The following is a 13,956-nucleotide window of genomic DNA, read 5'->3' on the forward strand; positions in this document are numbered from 1 at the left end:
TTTTATATGGATGCATTCTTTTCTTTGCCTCTAAATAACACACGAAACAAAGAAGCACCGAATCGTTTGACAGAAAAACCAGGCCCTTGCTGTTTCCTATACCTCTTTTTTACAAATTCAATCACCTGTCTGGGAATTTTTTTGCGGGCAATGAAACGGTAAAATAATCGATAGCCCTCTTTCAAATGTTCCCAGCGTTGATCATTGCCTTCCCGCATATACTCCGATACATCAATCAGCCGTATATTCCCATCCTGCAAAATGATGTTCTTCAGATGAATATCCCGTGGATTTAATCCTTGCTGCCGCGCATACTGAATGGCCTCGTCCACTTGATGAAGCGCACGTCTTGGGATATAAATTCCTTGCAGCAAACAATCATACAGATTGGTTCCTCGTTCATAGCTTAATACGATAAAATTCGAACCTTCTCCATAAAAGAAAGGAAAATAGGGATTTTCTCCAAGCATTCGATATACCTGCTCTTCATCCCGCAGTTTGTTTTCTCTACCAGTCGCGTACACTTTAAACGCATAAGATTGATGTGCTCTGTGAACAAAGACAGCCGCATCGGTTCCCCGCCCCAGACATTCCATCTCTTCCGGTACGTGTGCAATCTGTACGAGCTCATTCTCACCGACTGCTGTGACTTTGATCAGTTCAATGAGCGGTACTACCTGTTTCCAAGTCATAGCCCACAACCTTTCTTACAGTATTTTATACATCAAGCGCGTTCCTCTTCTTTGTTTTCCATAATTATCCTGTATCATTCATAAAAAAGACCTTCACATACTTCCAGAAAAACTGAAAGGACGCGAAGGTCTTGCTTACCCTGTATATAGCAATGGGCTCAGCACACCGAGCGGATACGCTCCGCTGTATTGACGATGTGCCGACCGGATTCATATCCGGTAGCTACTCCCCTTATATGAGTAACAGTATATATTTACACCTATGATATTATATTAACCTTCTTTCCGTAAAATGAAAAGTCCATACATAAAAAAACATATTCTTTGGCCGAAGGGCCGATTCCTCCCTCCGTCCCAAGACGTAGCAAAGATCAAACGGGCGCCCGTTATGGGCATAACGTCACTCAGGATATGATAAAGACAAGAACAGAACACGCCAAGTTAACAAGAAGGGAGGCTTACATATGCGAAAGAAAGGTTCCTACCTCTTCGGTATGGGAATGGTGGGTATCGGCACAATTATGCTGCTTGGTATCCTGAACCTGGGAGTGCTTATTCCGATTTTTATCGCCGGATTTTTCATCTATTTCGGCTGGAGTATGATTAAGAAGGCAAAAGGAGAAGAGCCCTCGCGGCCAATGGTTGATCCTCTGCACGATATGATGCCACACCATCCTTACGGAAATAAAAAAGTATATCCTGCTGATGAACTTGATTTATGGGAAAAGGAAATGAAACAAGGAGGGACAAGCCAATGAGCCTGTTCAAACGCGTACGAGATATTACGGTAGCAACGATGCATCAGATGTTAGACCACGTAGAAGATCCAGTGGCTATGCTTAATCAGTATATGCGTGAGATGGAGAATGAGATCTCCCAGGCAGAGCTTGCCATCGCACGTCAAATTGCGGTTGAAAAGAAATGGAAAATGATGCTTGAGGAAACACAAGCACGCATCGAAAAACGCGAGCGCCAGGCACGGCTCGCCATAGAAGCAGGAGATGAGATGATCGCCCGGCGCGCACTAGAGGACAAGCTTCTCTGTGCAGGAAAAGTGGAAGAGTATCGCGTTCAATATGAGACGTCACATAAGCAAACCCATATGCTGCGAGAACAGCTCCAAGAACTCAAGGATACGTTCTATGAGATGCGTAACAAGAAAGCCATTCTACTCTCCCGTGCCAATGCTGCACGTACCAGCAAGCAGATGAACCAAACGCTGTATTCTATCAACACAGAAAATGCAGCACGAGGTTTCAGCCGCATTGAAGAGCGAGTCATGATGATGGAATCGGAAGCGGAAACCTTACGGCATATGCGCCCCTATCACCTATCATTAGACGAGCAGGTTAAGAATGAAGAACGCAGCGCGCAGGTAGAAGCAGCCTTAGAACAGTTGAAAGCAGAAAAACAGTAATCCGGCTTATGCAGCCATAAAAAAGACTGCCGTGAAAATGTCACGACAGTCTTTCTGCATGTCTCTTATCGTCCGTTTACAGCATCTTTCAATGCTTTACCAGGAGAGAATGCAGGTACCTTTGTTGCAGCAATCTCAATTTCTTCTCCCGTTTGCGGATTACGGCCTTTACGTGCCGCACGCTCACGGCTCTCAAAGTTTCCGAAACCGATCAATTGTACTTTTTCACCGGATTTCAGTGCGCCTGAAATCGACTCAAGAATTGCATCAACAGCTTGTGATGCTTGCTTCTTCGTCATTTCTGTTGATTCAGCTACCTTTTCAATCAGCTCTGTCTTATTCATATGTATCCTCCTTTAATTTCAATAGAGTCTCTTATTATATACCCATTCTTCCAAAATACTAGCCTGTTTAAACATTGTTACGAAAAACAAATAGAAATTCTTATGTTTTTGCTGCAAAGGATGCGGTTGTAAGCGCTTTTTCTGCTCTTCTATCATCATACTTGCCAAGCTAGGGAATGACAATCCTATTTTTAAAAAATAAGGAGAACAGATGCAAGGAAGTACTATACTGCCCATATTTTCATATTTTCCGTTCACGGTCAACCCCGGACCATAGCGCCAACATATAGCCTCATGCCAGATTACTCAGTAGGCTCCGGAATGACAATGGTCGCAATATTCCTCTGTCTGCGCTCCTTGCTCGGTCTTTTGTCCAATGCTCTCTTATATACAGCCACCAACTCTTGCTTAAATTCTGTAAATTCCTCATCTGTCAAATGCATAGCAGCATGTCGATACATCACTCCATCTCCTAGCATGTCAAAGGAATCCTGAGCCAGATACCGGCCATAGTCTCCCATCAGCACAGCAAGAAACGTAGTGAAATATCGCATATGATCATCCACTGTAGCCGTGCTCATGTCCTCGGATGTAAGGTTCGCACCCTGCTCCTCTAATGCATAGACCTTCTCTACTGCTCCACGAATTTGCCGCTGTTCTACAACGGTCAAAACCCCTCCTGTAAGCAGCTTGTTAAGATGGCGATAAAGCGTAGCCTGCGGCACATCAGGCAGCTTTTCTGCCATCTGTTGTACGGTCATGGACTCACGGGCAGCGATCGTCTGTATGATGCGCATACGTACCGGATGAAGAAGCAAGTCGGCCTTCGCGTCTTTTTTCATGCAGCCTCCATCCTCCGTTATCATTTTTAATAGCAATAATAATTATGTTCACTCCTTCTGTCAACGTATTTTGCAGAAATACAAGAGGAAGGAATGTCAGGACAAGCCCGGTTTTCATACACTGTCAAAGAATAAAGGAACCATAAAGGAAAGAGGGCGACGGACATGGCAAAAGCAAGCAAAAAACCGGCAAATAAAAAGCCAGCAAGCAAAAGCAAATACGGACAAATGTCTACAGAGGAGAAAAACCGTTTTAATATGAAGGTCGTGACGGTGGATAAATGCATCGTGTGCAAACAACAGTGCGAGCGTGGGCTCGCTTATATTGATAAAATGGCACAGCCAGGTACCATAGGCTATGGTGTTCCCTGCATCCTAACAAAAGGGAAAGGATACAAGTAGCTTGCGTGTCTACGTACGCCTTCCAACTTCCGATAAAGCGCTCTTGTCTAGATAGGACACTTTATCGGAAAGGCAGGCGGTGCTAGTAACCGGCTTCTTGCAGCGTCAAACAGGCAAGCAAATCCGGAAGGGATGGAGATGCACTCATTCGGTCTACCGTGTAGCCTGCGAAGCGAACAGCCTGAGATGTTCTCTCCCCCATACAAACAAGCGAAGCAGCTCTCAGAACCGTGTCGGCTCCAATCTCATCTAGTTCAAGGAAGCGGACAAGCATGTCTACAGATGCTGCACTCGGAAAAACAACCGTATCAACAGGCTCTTCTTTTAGCAGTCGTACCATATTCTGATTGTATTCATGACACGCTTCTTTCTTATAGAGGACTGCGATGTCACATGCCCCCCATGCCGCCTCATACTGTGCCTTATTCTCGGCTATCGTCTCTTCGCCAACAATGAGCCATCTATCATCTGCCATAAAGGGGGTTGTAATCTCTGCGGCAAATCCTCGCTCTCGAAGCCGGCGAGCCGTGCGAGCAGACAATGCATAGAAAGCAGCCGTAAGCGTGCGCACATCCTTTTCTCTCCGCTGATACGCTTCGAAGAAGAGTGGGACGCTTTCCGGCGAAGTAAACAAAATGCGCTGATACTCTTCACTTCGTTCCATTACTTCTTCAAGAGCATCAGAGTGTGTAGCATGCATAGTAAAGTACGGATACTCGATAACATCGGCTCCCTGCTCGGCTAAGGCAGAGGCAAGATTCCCTGGTTCTGTACCGGTACGGGCTACTAAGATACGACGGCCGAATAATGGCTTTTTCTCAAACCATTGGATGTGTTCACGTACTCTCACGATCTCACCGACGAGCGTAATAGCCGGATTCGTAATGCCTGCTTCTTCAATACGCTGTACAATATCCTCTAGTGTTCCTTGAACCGTTCGCTGGCGCCCTGTGGTTCCCCAGCTAATTAAGGCAATGGGAGTCTTAGGATGACGACCATTTATTATTAAATTCTTGCAGATATAGGATAGATTTTTTACTCCCATATAGAATGCGACAGTATCAATACCTGCAAGTGAAGACCAATCGGCCGTCGGGGTCCCGTCCTCTGTCTTTGCATGCCCGGTCACTAAAGCAAAGCTTGATCCATACTCCCTGTGTGTAACCGGAATACCCGCATACGCAGAGGCGGCGATTCCTGCCGTAATGCCCGGAATAATCTCGTATTCAATCCCCTGATCAGCAAGCACCGCCGCTTCCTCACCTACACGGCCAAACACGGAAGGATCGCCTCCTTTAAGACGGATTACCAGCTTTCCTTCTTTCGCCTTTTGCACAAGCAACTCATTGATCGCTTCTTGACGAAGAACATGATGCCTTGGAAACTTGCCGCAGAAGATAAACTCGGCCCCAGGCTTTGCAAAACGCAGCAGGCGCGGATTAGCCAAGCGATCATAAACTATCGTGTCGGCCTGCCGCAGGCATTCGATCCCCCGAACGGTAATCAGTTTCTCATCACCCGGACCTGCGCCTACAAGGTATACTTTTCCTCCGCTCATACACTTCCTCCCCGATCCAGCCGCTGTTTGCGATAGGCTAGCGAAGCGGCAATCCAACGCTTTACCAGAGAGGGGGCTGAGGCAAAATGGAGATGCGTATAACCGGCTACCATATTTTTTCGTAAAACACCTTCCTGCTTACAACCAAACCGTCCTTGGGCTCCATATGCGGGCGGCAGCTTCTCTTCCGCTTCAAATGTAGAATAGTGAAACTCATGCCCGCGTGCCGTCTCACCTTCCGGCAGCAGAAAGTTGCCTGCCAAGCCGCTTACCTCTCTATAGCCAAGCGCGGCACGCTTCATCTGCATGCGTGTCTTACCCGGAACAACACCCACCATCGGATAGCTTGTTCCATCCGTGGTAATCATCTCTTCTGCTAGATACATAAAACCGCCGCATTCAGCAAATGTCGGCAGCCCATTTTCGATGGCGGTACGTATGGATGTACGCACAGGCTCTCCCTGTGCCAATTCAGCGGCAAACTCTTCCGGAAACCCGCCCCCAATATAGAGACCATCCACATCTTCCGGTACCTTCTCACCAGCCAGCGGGCTGAAGAAAACGCATGCTGCTCCCGCTTCTTCCAACATCTCGAAATTCTCCGGATAATAGAAGTTAAAGGCAGCATCCTTAGCTACTGCGATACGCACCGGAAGCTCAGACGACGGTGTGGCGGTGAGAGGAAATAAACGTACGGCATTCTCCTCACTACGAAGAGGAGCAGTATCTGCCAATGCAAGTAGTCGATCAAGGTCAATATGCTCCGTAACCATCTCCCCAAGCCGGTCAAATAACGGCTCCAACTCACCTCGCTCCACAGCCGGAAGCAGGCCGAGATGCCGCTCAGGAATCTCAATATCAACAGTACGGACAAGCGTACCTAACAGCGGAATTCCGCATTCCTTCTCTACCGCTTCACGGATTAATGTACCGTGTCCCACACTTCCCGCATGATTGGCAATTACACCGACTATTCGAACCTTCGGATTCAATGCTTGAAATCCTTTGACAACCGCTGCCGCGCTGCGTGCCATGCTGTGCACATTCACCACAAGAACGACGGGCGTATCAGTAAGCAGGCTGATCTCAGCCGTACTTCCGGTATCTTCGGTTGGGCTTTTGCCATCGTATAAGCCCATAACTCCTTCAATGATAGAAATATCGGCATCCGCACTGGCACGTGCCAGCACGCCCCGCACAACCTCTTCTGCAAGCATCCAACTGTCCAGATTACGTGCAGGTCGGCCGGTGATCGCCGTATGATAAGCAGGATCAATATAATCGGGACCGCATTTAAATCCTTGTACAATCAATCCCCGCTGCTTCAGTGCTGCCATTAAACCGATCGTAACCGTTGTTTTTCCCGCACCGCTGCCCGTACCAGCGATAATGATGCGTTTGCTGCTCATATCCACCCTCCTCTACACGTCACACCAATACACCGACCGAAATGGTAACATTTCCTGATTTTCGCTTGGTTACTGTAAGTCTATCAAGCCCGCTGTATCGCTTGCAGGCTGGCTCGCTTACCCCATAAGCACCAGTAAATTTGTATACCGTATCGGACGGCTCTTCTATAGTCATCTCATTCAATTCTTCCGGTGTATAATAGACAAAATCCCAGCTATATTTCTCACACACCGCAAGCAAGCCTTGTTCATCTTTTTTCAAATCAATCGTACAGACCGCTTTCACGCTCTGGATCGAAAAGCTGAGTTCCTCCAATGTCGCACAAATAACCCCTTCAATCTCGTCTGCCGATGTACCTCGATTACAGCCCATACCAAGTACGATCACCTTGGGCCGATAGAGGACACCATTTGCTAGAATCGGCAGTTCTTCTTCATTCAACTGCCGATGAGAGATTAATAGCGCAGCATCTGGCCGAGCCAGCAATGCTTGTTCAATAGAATCATACTGTTTCAGTGATGGAGGCATCGGCGTATCGTGCATCCACCAATCTTTCTCACCTGACTCCTGAATAATCGCCACATGCTCCTCATTAACCACGGAAGCACTAACGGGAGTAAGCTTCTTCTCAGACATCAGGTCCCATGTCCAGCCAAATCGGCGTCCAAATAAGTCAACAGGGATTGTCTTCTGCACATCGGATGCAGTCGTAACAACCGGACGGGCTCCCAGTAGCGCGGCGACCTCATGTGTTAGTTCATTCGCTCCGCCCAGATGCCCGGACAGTACACTAATCGCGTGTCGACCCTTATCATCAATAACGACGACACCAGGATCGGTCTTTTTATCCTTTAGCACCGGGGCAATCATACGCACAACTGCCCCTAGCGAGATGAACAGGATCAAGCCGTCATACGCCGGGAAAAGCGCTGGAAATAACAGACGTACCGTTCCGGTGAACATTTGAATGCCCTGCGCCTCCTCATCACCGCGCGCAAACTTATTCATATAATATACATCCGCATCAGGAAACTGCTTTACAAGCGAGCGGGCCATCTCTACTCCGTGCCGCGTAATTGCGACGATGGCATACCGCCCCGTCTGGCGAATCTCCGGAACCACGCCTTCCACTAGTTCGATTGCAGTCGCCTCGACCTGACTCATGAGTTCACACCCCGCCGGAACCGATGCGTGAACTCTTTATCATATAGCTTAGAGCGGAATTCGTCCCGGTCTGTAATCGTAGGATCAAGCGCCCAGCCTGCAAGAATCATCGCATGAGAGCGGATACCGTGCGAACGCAAGTCTTCCGCTAGATTCTCAAGCGTAGAGCGGACAATGATCTGATCCGGCCAACTTGCCCGGTATACGACAGCAACCGGCGTATCCTCACGCCAGCCTGCGGTGAGGAATTCGTCTACGACTTTCTTAACCAAGGTCGCGCTTAAAAACAGAGCCACTGTGCAATGGTGAGAGGCAAGGTCATGCAGCTTCTCACGTTCCGGAACCGGAGTGCGCCCTTCAGCCCGTGTGAGAATGAGCGTCTGCGTTAAATCAGGCACCGTCAACTCCGCCCCCACTGCCGCAGCCGCTGCAAATACCGAACTCACCCCCGGTACAATCTCATATTCCACTCCGCTCTGCTTAAGCAGCACCATCTGCTCAAGAATTGCACCATATACTGCTGGATCACCCGTATGTACACGGACAACTTGTTTTCCCTGCTTTACACGATCGACCATAATATCGACCATCTCTTCTAAGTTCATGCCTGCCGTCTTTAGCACTTCCGCTTCCGGTTTAGCCTTAGCAACGAGTTCTTCATTAACCAGTGAATCGGTCCATAACACAACATCGGCCTGCTGTAATAGCGTAAGTCCTTTCACTGTAATCAAGTCGGGATCGCCCGGTCCAGCACCAATAATATAGACTTTCATTATTTTCTCACCACCATCAGCGTTAAGTATTCAAGCTCCAGCCCTCTCAATTCCGCGACATTCGGCCAGACTACCTCTTCCCCCGAAGTCACCTTCGTTACGACGGATGCTTTAGTAAGCAAGCCCAATTCATCGAGTAGATCCACCATCATATCAATTACTTTGGCGACTTTAATAAAAACGACACAGTCATGGCCCAAAAGCGCCCTCTTCATCTGTTCGCGGTCATCCGTTGCCGGAATGACTGCCACATGCTCGTCGCCATCGGCCAGCGGCAGCCCCAGCCGGGAGGCCACGCCATTTACGGAAGAGATACCTGGGATTGAGATCACGGGTACGTCCGGATGCTTCTCCTGCATCAACCGCATCATATGGATAAAAGTGCTGTACAACATGGGATCTCCTTCCGTAATGAAGGCCACGTCGTGTCCTTGGGCCAGACGTTCATACACCTGAGCTACTGTTTGACCCCATTCTCGATCCAGAATCGCCTGATCTTTTGTCATCGGGAATACAAGACCAAGCATTTCCTTATCCTGCTGGTCAATGTACTGCTCTGCAATCGCATAGGCATAGCTTTTGCTACCCTTTCTCTTACGCGGATATGCGATGACCTTTGATTCCTTCATAATCCGATAGGCTTTCACCGTTACTAGTTCCGGATCACCCGGCCCTACTCCTACGCCGTATAGGGTCCCTGTTGCCATCTAGTTTTCCTCCTTACGTTTTGCTGTAATGATATAAATAGGATTTAATCCTTCGAATCGGTTCATATGTAAAATTGGCTTGCTGCGTGAGATTTGAGCCAGCGTCACGGAAGTTTCGAAGCCCTCTGCTGCAAAAGCCTGCATCGCTTCATATAACGTCTCAATTGTGGCCGCGTTTAGCACGATACGTCCACCTGCCCTAAGACGCGTACAGCACACATGCAGCAATTCTTTCATCTCTCCGCCGCTGCCGCCGATAAATACCGCGTCCGGATCGGCAAATTCTTCTAACCCGGAAGGTGCTCGCCCATGAATGGCCGTAAAATCAGCCCGAAATTTTTTCATATTTTCCCGGCAATTCTCAAGATCGCTTTCGTTTTTCTCAATGGCATATACAGCCCCGAATCGGCACATACGAGCCGCTTCAATAGCCATGGAGCCTGTGCATGTGCCGATATCCCAAACAGTGCTTGTCGGAATAAGCTCCATCGCCGCCAAACTCAAGATGCGGACTTCACGCTTCGTAATCAAGCCTTTATCCGGTTTCCGCTGTGAAAATTCATGATCGGCGATGCCAAGCGGCCAATTCGGGGATGGTGCATTTCGCTTCAGCACCACTACATTAAGTGGGGAGCACTCCGCTTCCGCCATGTCTTCAAGAGACATGCGGCTTATCCGCTCGTCGGCCCCTCCCAAATTCTCAGCAACAAACGCCTCATATTCTGTCATACGAAAAGAAAGAAGATAGCGGGCGATTGCTGCCGGACTGTTTTCCTCATCCGTTAGCAAGCATACTTTATCTTGACCATCGATCTTCTGCGCCAAGCCCTTCATGCTGCGGCCATGCACACTAATGCATGGACAATCCTGCCAGCTCTCACCCAATTTGGCGAATGCCTGCTGAAGCGAACTGATGCCCGGATAAATCTCTACAGGCAGCCGCTTTGCCAAATAGGACCCAATTCCATAGAATAGGGGATCGCCCGATGCCAATACGACAGTTGGTTTATCCGCTTCCGTGATGTGCGCAACAAGTGAAGCAAGACCACCTTTCACGACCAGCTTCTCTCCTTGATAATCCGGAAAAAAAGCAAGATGACGCTCGCCACCCACCAGCAGTTCACTCTCTTCAATCCATTGTTTGTAGAGCGAAAGCAGACTCTCTGCTCCATTGTCTCCTATACCAATTACTTTGACAGTACTCTGCAATCCACTCTCTCCCTTCCAAGAATCTCGCTTTTCATTGTAATAATAACGGTCTCTAGTTCCGCGTCGCCGCCCATCTCCCGCAATCCCGCGTCACATGCATGACGGCACAGCGCTCCAAAAAATGCGTCATATCCGTGCTCTTTCATTAGATCGCCAACCTGGGACGCCGTATTCGCTTCCCTCACCTGTGCTACCATATGCTCTGCGACCCCGGCTTCTTTAGCGATGTCGCTAAGAAATCCGAAATCCACAGGGGCACTCTTGGAATGCACCATCATAACACCCTGTGCCACTTTGGAGAATTTGCCCATCATCCCGACAAGCGAGACACGCTTGATCCCGTATTTCTTGCACATTTTCAACGTGAAACCGACGAAGTCTCCCATCTCAATGAAAGCTTCTTCTGGGTACCCTTCATACAACTTCATGGCGAACTTCTCGCTGCGGCCACCGGTTGTAGCAATAATATGGTCACAACCACCCTGTACCGCTACGCTGATTGCCTGCGCGATGCTCGCTTTGAACGCCGCTGTAGAAAAAGGAACAACCGTACCTCGGGTGCCAAGGATGGAGATGCCGCCAAGGATGCCTAATCTAGCATTCAATGTCTTCTTCGCGATCTCTTCCCCATCCGGAACCGAGATCACAATACGAATCCCCCGCTTCGCTCCATGCTCGCCAAGCACCTCTTGGGCTGTCGTCATGATCATGCGACGCGGGACCGGATTAATAGCTGCTTCACCAACCGGTACAGGGAGTCCCGGCTTGGTCACACGACCGACTCCCACTCCTCCGTCCAGCAGAATGCCCGGCTCCTCCCGCCAGCTTACCGTCGCTACAATCCGAGCTTTGTGAGTTGCATCCGGATCATCTCCCGCATCCTTAATTACTTCCGCTTCCGCACACGTTTCATTGAAGATTACACGCTCCATCTGAAAGGACACCCGTTCTCCAATTGGCAAAAGGATCTCCGCATCCACTACTGGCTTCTGATGGATAAGCGAAAGCAAGGCGGCTTTCATAGCCGCCGTCGCATTCGATCCTGTCGTATATCCGTGACGCATCGGCTTCGCTTCGTCAGCCATACCTGCTACCCCCGTTGTTCGGCCATAATCGACAGCGCATTGACCGCAGCAACTACGACCGTACTTCCTCCTTTACGTCCTATGTTTGTAATAAACGGTATATCAAGCTTTGCCAGCTCTTCCTTCGATTCGGCCGCCGATACGAACCCAACCGGCATGCCGATAACCAATCCGGGGCGGGCTATGCCTTCTTTTACAAGTCGAATGAGCTCAAGCAAGGCTGTTGGTGCGTTACCAATAGCGAAAATACCCCCATCCGCTTCCTGTATCGCTTTGCGGATTGAGATGATGGCACGTGTCGTATTTAATCGCTTGGCTTCCTCAATTACGTCAGGATCAGAAATATATACGTGAACGCTGCCGCCGAATTTTTCAAGGCGAGGCTTGCTGATACCGACCTGTACCATCTGAACATCAGCCACAAGCTTCTGCCCTTCCCGTATTGCACGAATCCCGGCTTCGATCGCATCCGGATGAAACACCATGCTGCGTCCTAACTCAAAGTCAGCCGACGCGTGAATAACGCGCTGTACGACAGGGTATTGTGCTTCCGTAAACGGATGCTCACCCAATTCTTCCGTAATCATTTCAAAGCTTTTGCCCTCAATCTCCTGTGGTTGTACCGTCAATGGTTTAAACTCTGTATGAAAGTCCATCTTTTTCTGCCTCCCCCAATTTTTCGCACAAGCCTGTAATCACTTGATGAAACTCGGAAAATACGGTGCCGTATTCGATTTTTGGCCGCGCAATCATAATGGTCGGAATGCCCAGCTCAAGCGCCGCCTCCAGCTTCTCATCTACGGAGCCGACTTTTCCGCTCTCCTTTGTAATCATCATCGTCACACCATACTGCTTGTACAACGCGGCATTCAGCTCCTTGGTAAACGGCCCTTGAATGGCAACGATGTTCTTCTGCTCAACGCCTAGCTGCTCACACTTCTCCATATTGTCCTTACGAGGCAGCATACGGGCGATCAATCTTACATCGGGAAGCCCGATGAGCCTCTCCGCAAAAATCTGCAATGTCTTACTCCCGGTCGTCAGCATGACAACCCCTGTATGCTGTGCTGCCAGATCTGCCGCTTCGACGTAATCCGAGACGGTCGTAATGAGCGGATGCACTCTATCCTCTACAGAGGCGCGTTCATAGCGGATATAAGGCACTTCTGCATCCTTCGCCCCGTTCAATGCATTGCGTGATGCCTCTTCTGCAAATGGATGGCTGGCATCAATCACCGCATCGAAGCCTTCTGTCTTAATCAAATGCGCAATCTCCTCTGTATTCATTCGGCCAATCCGCACGGGAAGTCCTACTTCCTCCATGCTTTTTGCCGCACTGTCCGTCACCACCGTCGTCAGAAGTGAATAGCCGGCTTGCCGAACCTGAAGCGCCAATTCTCTCGCATCACTCGTACCTGCTAGAAATAAGATCGTCTTAGACATGTTCTTTTTCACCTGCATGATGATGATGTTCGTGCGCATGATCATGCAGGTGATGTGAATGCCCGTGATCATGATCGTGGTCATGATGCAGATCCATATGCTCAACTGCAAACAGTCGGTATTGGCATGTATCACAATTCATCTTCACTTCATCCTCAAGCGTCTCTGCAATCCGATCGAGAAATACTGTCTGCAAGCCTGGATGAAATCCGATGTAGTCTGTCATAAGAAACTCACGATCTTCATATGTACTGCGGAAATGTGCCAGCTTATCTTCCATGCGCTTCATCAGAATGCCTGTAAACAACAAATACGGAATCATGATGATTTTCTTGGCACCTAACGTGAGGCTGCGCTCGATCCCTTCTTCTACCGACGGCTGTGTCACCCCGATAAAGCACGTCTCCACCCATTTCACATGAAGGCGTTCCCACAGCATTCTTGAGAGCTTGCATACATCGCTATTGGCATCCGGGTCACTGCTGCCACGTCCAACGACCAATACGGCAGTATCTTCCGCTTCCTTCTCAATATCCACACCTATTTCCGTAAGGCGGGAAGCTAGGATGCGAAATACTTCATCATGAATACCGATAGGACGGCCATAAATAAACTGTACATGCGGATATTTTGCCTTCGCTTCGTCAATCGCCGCCGGAATATGAATTTTCGAATGCCCGGCTGCAAATAACATCATTGGAATCACAGCGACCTTCGTCGCTCCCCGTTCTACACAAGTGGTCAATCCTTGCAGCATATTCGGCGCCTCGAATTCAAGAAAGCACGTCTCGATAATCGGTACTGCTATATGTTTCTTCATGCCCTCTACGAAGCGAAGCACTTCTTCATTTCCCTGTGGGTCCCGGCTTCCGTGTCCTACAAACAATACCGCCTGCATATGATAAGATGC

16 protein-coding genes are annotated in these 13,956 nt (G+C 49.0%); 3 read left to right on the top strand and 13 right to left on the bottom strand.

The window, feature by feature from the left end; genetic code table 11:
* Positions 1-2: 2 nt before the first annotated feature.
* Positions 3-692: a serine/threonine protein kinase gene (locus AB3351_RS21890; RefSeq protein WP_371149243.1), complete on the bottom strand. Its 690-nt coding sequence runs from the start codon at positions 690-692 to the stop codon at positions 3-5.
* Positions 693-1,156: 464 nt separating this feature from the next.
* Here AB3351_RS21890 and AB3351_RS21895 point away from each other — a divergent pair, with 464 nt between their 5' ends.
* Together AB3351_RS21895 and AB3351_RS21900 are read left to right on the top strand one after the other, a co-directional pair.
* The gene (locus AB3351_RS21895; protein WP_371149244.1) at positions 1,157-1,450 is read left to right on the top strand and encodes a hypothetical protein; all 294 of its coding nucleotides are present in this window, start codon (positions 1,157-1,159) and stop codon (positions 1,448-1,450) included.
* A complete protein-coding gene (locus tag AB3351_RS21900; protein ID WP_371149245.1) occupies positions 1,447-2,109 on the top strand; it encodes a PspA/IM30 family protein in 663 nt (220 codons plus the stop codon). The genes AB3351_RS21895 and AB3351_RS21900 overlap by 4 nt, the downstream gene beginning before the upstream one ends.
* Positions 2,110-2,174: 65 nt before the next feature.
* Here AB3351_RS21900 and AB3351_RS21905 read toward each other — a convergent pair whose 3' ends face one another.
* Both AB3351_RS21905 and AB3351_RS21910 read right to left on the bottom strand, forming a co-directional pair.
* Entirely contained in the window at positions 2,175-2,453 is a 279-nt protein-coding gene (locus AB3351_RS21905; protein ID WP_371149246.1) for an HU family DNA-binding protein, read from the bottom strand.
* Between the two features lie 302 nt (positions 2,454-2,755).
* The gene (locus AB3351_RS21910) at positions 2,756-3,295 is read right to left on the bottom strand and encodes a helix-turn-helix domain-containing protein (RefSeq protein WP_371149247.1); all 540 of its coding nucleotides are present in this window, start codon (positions 3,293-3,295) and stop codon (positions 2,756-2,758) included.
* 165 nt (positions 3,296-3,460) lie between these two features.
* On the opposite strand from AB3351_RS21910, the gene AB3351_RS21915 reads away from it, so the two are divergent.
* Positions 3,461-3,697 carry a hypothetical protein gene (locus tag AB3351_RS21915; protein WP_371149248.1) on the top strand — a complete coding sequence of 79 codons (237 nt, stop codon included), beginning with the start codon at positions 3,461-3,463 and terminating at the stop codon, positions 3,695-3,697.
* Positions 3,698-3,779: 82 nt separating this feature from the next.
* Here AB3351_RS21915 and cobA read toward each other — a convergent pair whose 3' ends face one another.
* From cobA to AB3351_RS21965, 10 genes are read right to left on the bottom strand one after another with little or no spacing between them, the layout of a single operon-like run.
* A complete protein-coding gene (gene cobA, locus AB3351_RS21920) occupies positions 3,780-5,255 on the bottom strand; it encodes a uroporphyrinogen-III C-methyltransferase (protein ID WP_371149249.1) in 1,476 nt (491 codons plus the stop codon).
* Positions 5,252-6,664, bottom strand: a complete 1,413-nt coding sequence (locus AB3351_RS21925; protein ID WP_371149250.1) for a cobyrinate a,c-diamide synthase — start codon at positions 6,662-6,664, stop codon at positions 5,252-5,254. The genes cobA and AB3351_RS21925 overlap by 4 nt, the downstream gene beginning before the upstream one ends.
* 19 nt (positions 6,665-6,683) lie before the next feature.
* Positions 6,684-7,829: a cobalt-precorrin 5A hydrolase gene (locus AB3351_RS21930; RefSeq protein WP_371149251.1), complete on the bottom strand. Its 1,146-nt coding sequence runs from the start codon at positions 7,827-7,829 to the stop codon at positions 6,684-6,686.
* Positions 7,826-8,602 carry a precorrin-4 C(11)-methyltransferase gene (cobM, locus tag AB3351_RS21935; RefSeq protein WP_371149252.1) on the bottom strand — a complete coding sequence of 259 codons (777 nt, stop codon included), beginning with the start codon at positions 8,600-8,602 and terminating at the stop codon, positions 7,826-7,828. The genes AB3351_RS21930 and cobM overlap by 4 nt, the downstream gene beginning before the upstream one ends.
* Positions 8,602-9,309 carry a precorrin-2 C(20)-methyltransferase gene (cobI, locus tag AB3351_RS21940; RefSeq protein ID WP_371149253.1) on the bottom strand — a complete coding sequence of 236 codons (708 nt, stop codon included), beginning with the start codon at positions 9,307-9,309 and terminating at the stop codon, positions 8,602-8,604. Before cobI ends, cobM begins: the two co-directional genes overlap by 1 nt.
* Entirely contained in the window at positions 9,310-10,518 is a 1,209-nt protein-coding gene (gene cbiE, locus AB3351_RS21945) for a precorrin-6y C5,15-methyltransferase (decarboxylating) subunit CbiE (RefSeq protein ID WP_371149254.1), read from the bottom strand.
* On the bottom strand, positions 10,497-11,603 hold the full coding sequence (locus AB3351_RS21950) for a cobalt-precorrin-5B (C(1))-methyltransferase (RefSeq protein ID WP_371149255.1): 1,107 nt from the start codon (positions 11,601-11,603) through the stop codon (positions 10,497-10,499). Before AB3351_RS21950 ends, cbiE begins: the two co-directional genes overlap by 22 nt.
* A 5-nt stretch (positions 11,604-11,608) precedes the next feature.
* On the bottom strand, positions 11,609-12,259 hold the full coding sequence (locus AB3351_RS21955; protein WP_371149256.1) for a precorrin-8X methylmutase: 651 nt from the start codon (positions 12,257-12,259) through the stop codon (positions 11,609-11,611).
* Positions 12,237-13,046 carry a precorrin-6A reductase gene (cobK, locus tag AB3351_RS21960; RefSeq protein ID WP_371149257.1) on the bottom strand — a complete coding sequence of 270 codons (810 nt, stop codon included), beginning with the start codon at positions 13,044-13,046 and terminating at the stop codon, positions 12,237-12,239. The genes AB3351_RS21955 and cobK overlap by 23 nt, the downstream gene beginning before the upstream one ends.
* Complete coding sequence (locus AB3351_RS21965) at positions 13,039-13,944, bottom strand: sirohydrochlorin chelatase (RefSeq protein WP_371149258.1); 906 nt, start codon at positions 13,942-13,944, stop codon at positions 13,039-13,041. The genes cobK and AB3351_RS21965 overlap by 8 nt, the downstream gene beginning before the upstream one ends.
* Positions 13,945-13,956: the final 12 nt, after the last annotated feature.

This window comes from Aneurinibacillus sp. REN35 (genome assembly GCF_041379945.2).
GTDB lineage: Bacteria > Bacillota > Bacilli > Aneurinibacillales > Aneurinibacillaceae > Aneurinibacillus.

Bases quoted from the DNA above. Each gene is read 5' to 3' on its own strand.
- AB3351_RS21890 (WP_371149243.1), bottom strand. From the start codon at position 692: ATGACTTGGAAACAGGTAGTACCGCTCATTGAACTGATCAAAGTCACA.
- AB3351_RS21895 (WP_371149244.1), top strand. From the start codon at position 1,157: ATGCGAAAGAAAGGTTCCTACCTCTTCGGTATGGGAATGGTGGGTATC.
- AB3351_RS21900 (WP_371149245.1), top strand. From the start codon at position 1,447: ATGAGCCTGTTCAAACGCGTACGAGATATTACGGTAGCAACGATGCAT.
- AB3351_RS21905 (WP_371149246.1), bottom strand. From the start codon at position 2,453: ATGAATAAGACAGAGCTGATTGAAAAGGTAGCTGAATCAACAGAAATG.
- AB3351_RS21910 (WP_371149247.1), bottom strand. From the start codon at position 3,295: ATGAAAAAAGACGCGAAGGCCGACTTGCTTCTTCATCCGGTACGTATG.
- AB3351_RS21915 (WP_371149248.1), top strand. From the start codon at position 3,461: ATGGCAAAAGCAAGCAAAAAACCGGCAAATAAAAAGCCAGCAAGCAAA.
- cobA (WP_371149249.1), bottom strand. From the start codon at position 5,255: ATGAGCGGAGGAAAAGTATACCTTGTAGGCGCAGGTCCGGGTGATGAG.
- AB3351_RS21925 (WP_371149250.1), bottom strand. From the start codon at position 6,664: ATGAGCAGCAAACGCATCATTATCGCTGGTACGGGCAGCGGTGCGGGA.
- AB3351_RS21930 (WP_371149251.1), bottom strand. From the start codon at position 7,829: ATGAGTCAGGTCGAGGCGACTGCAATCGAACTAGTGGAAGGCGTGGTT.
- cobM (WP_371149252.1), bottom strand. From the start codon at position 8,602: ATGAAAGTCTATATTATTGGTGCTGGACCGGGCGATCCCGACTTGATT.
- cobI (WP_371149253.1), bottom strand. From the start codon at position 9,309: ATGGCAACAGGGACCCTATACGGCGTAGGAGTAGGGCCGGGTGATCCG.
- AB3351_RS21950 (WP_371149255.1), bottom strand. From the start codon at position 11,603: ATGGCTGACGAAGCGAAGCCGATGCGTCACGGATATACGACAGGATCG.
- AB3351_RS21955 (WP_371149256.1), bottom strand. From the start codon at position 12,259: ATGGACTTTCATACAGAGTTTAAACCATTGACGGTACAACCACAGGAG.
- cobK (WP_371149257.1), bottom strand. From the start codon at position 13,046: ATGTCTAAGACGATCTTATTTCTAGCAGGTACGAGTGATGCGAGAGAA.
- AB3351_RS21965 (WP_371149258.1), bottom strand. From the start codon at position 13,944: ATGCAGGCGGTATTGTTTGTAGGACACGGAAGCCGGGACCCACAGGGA.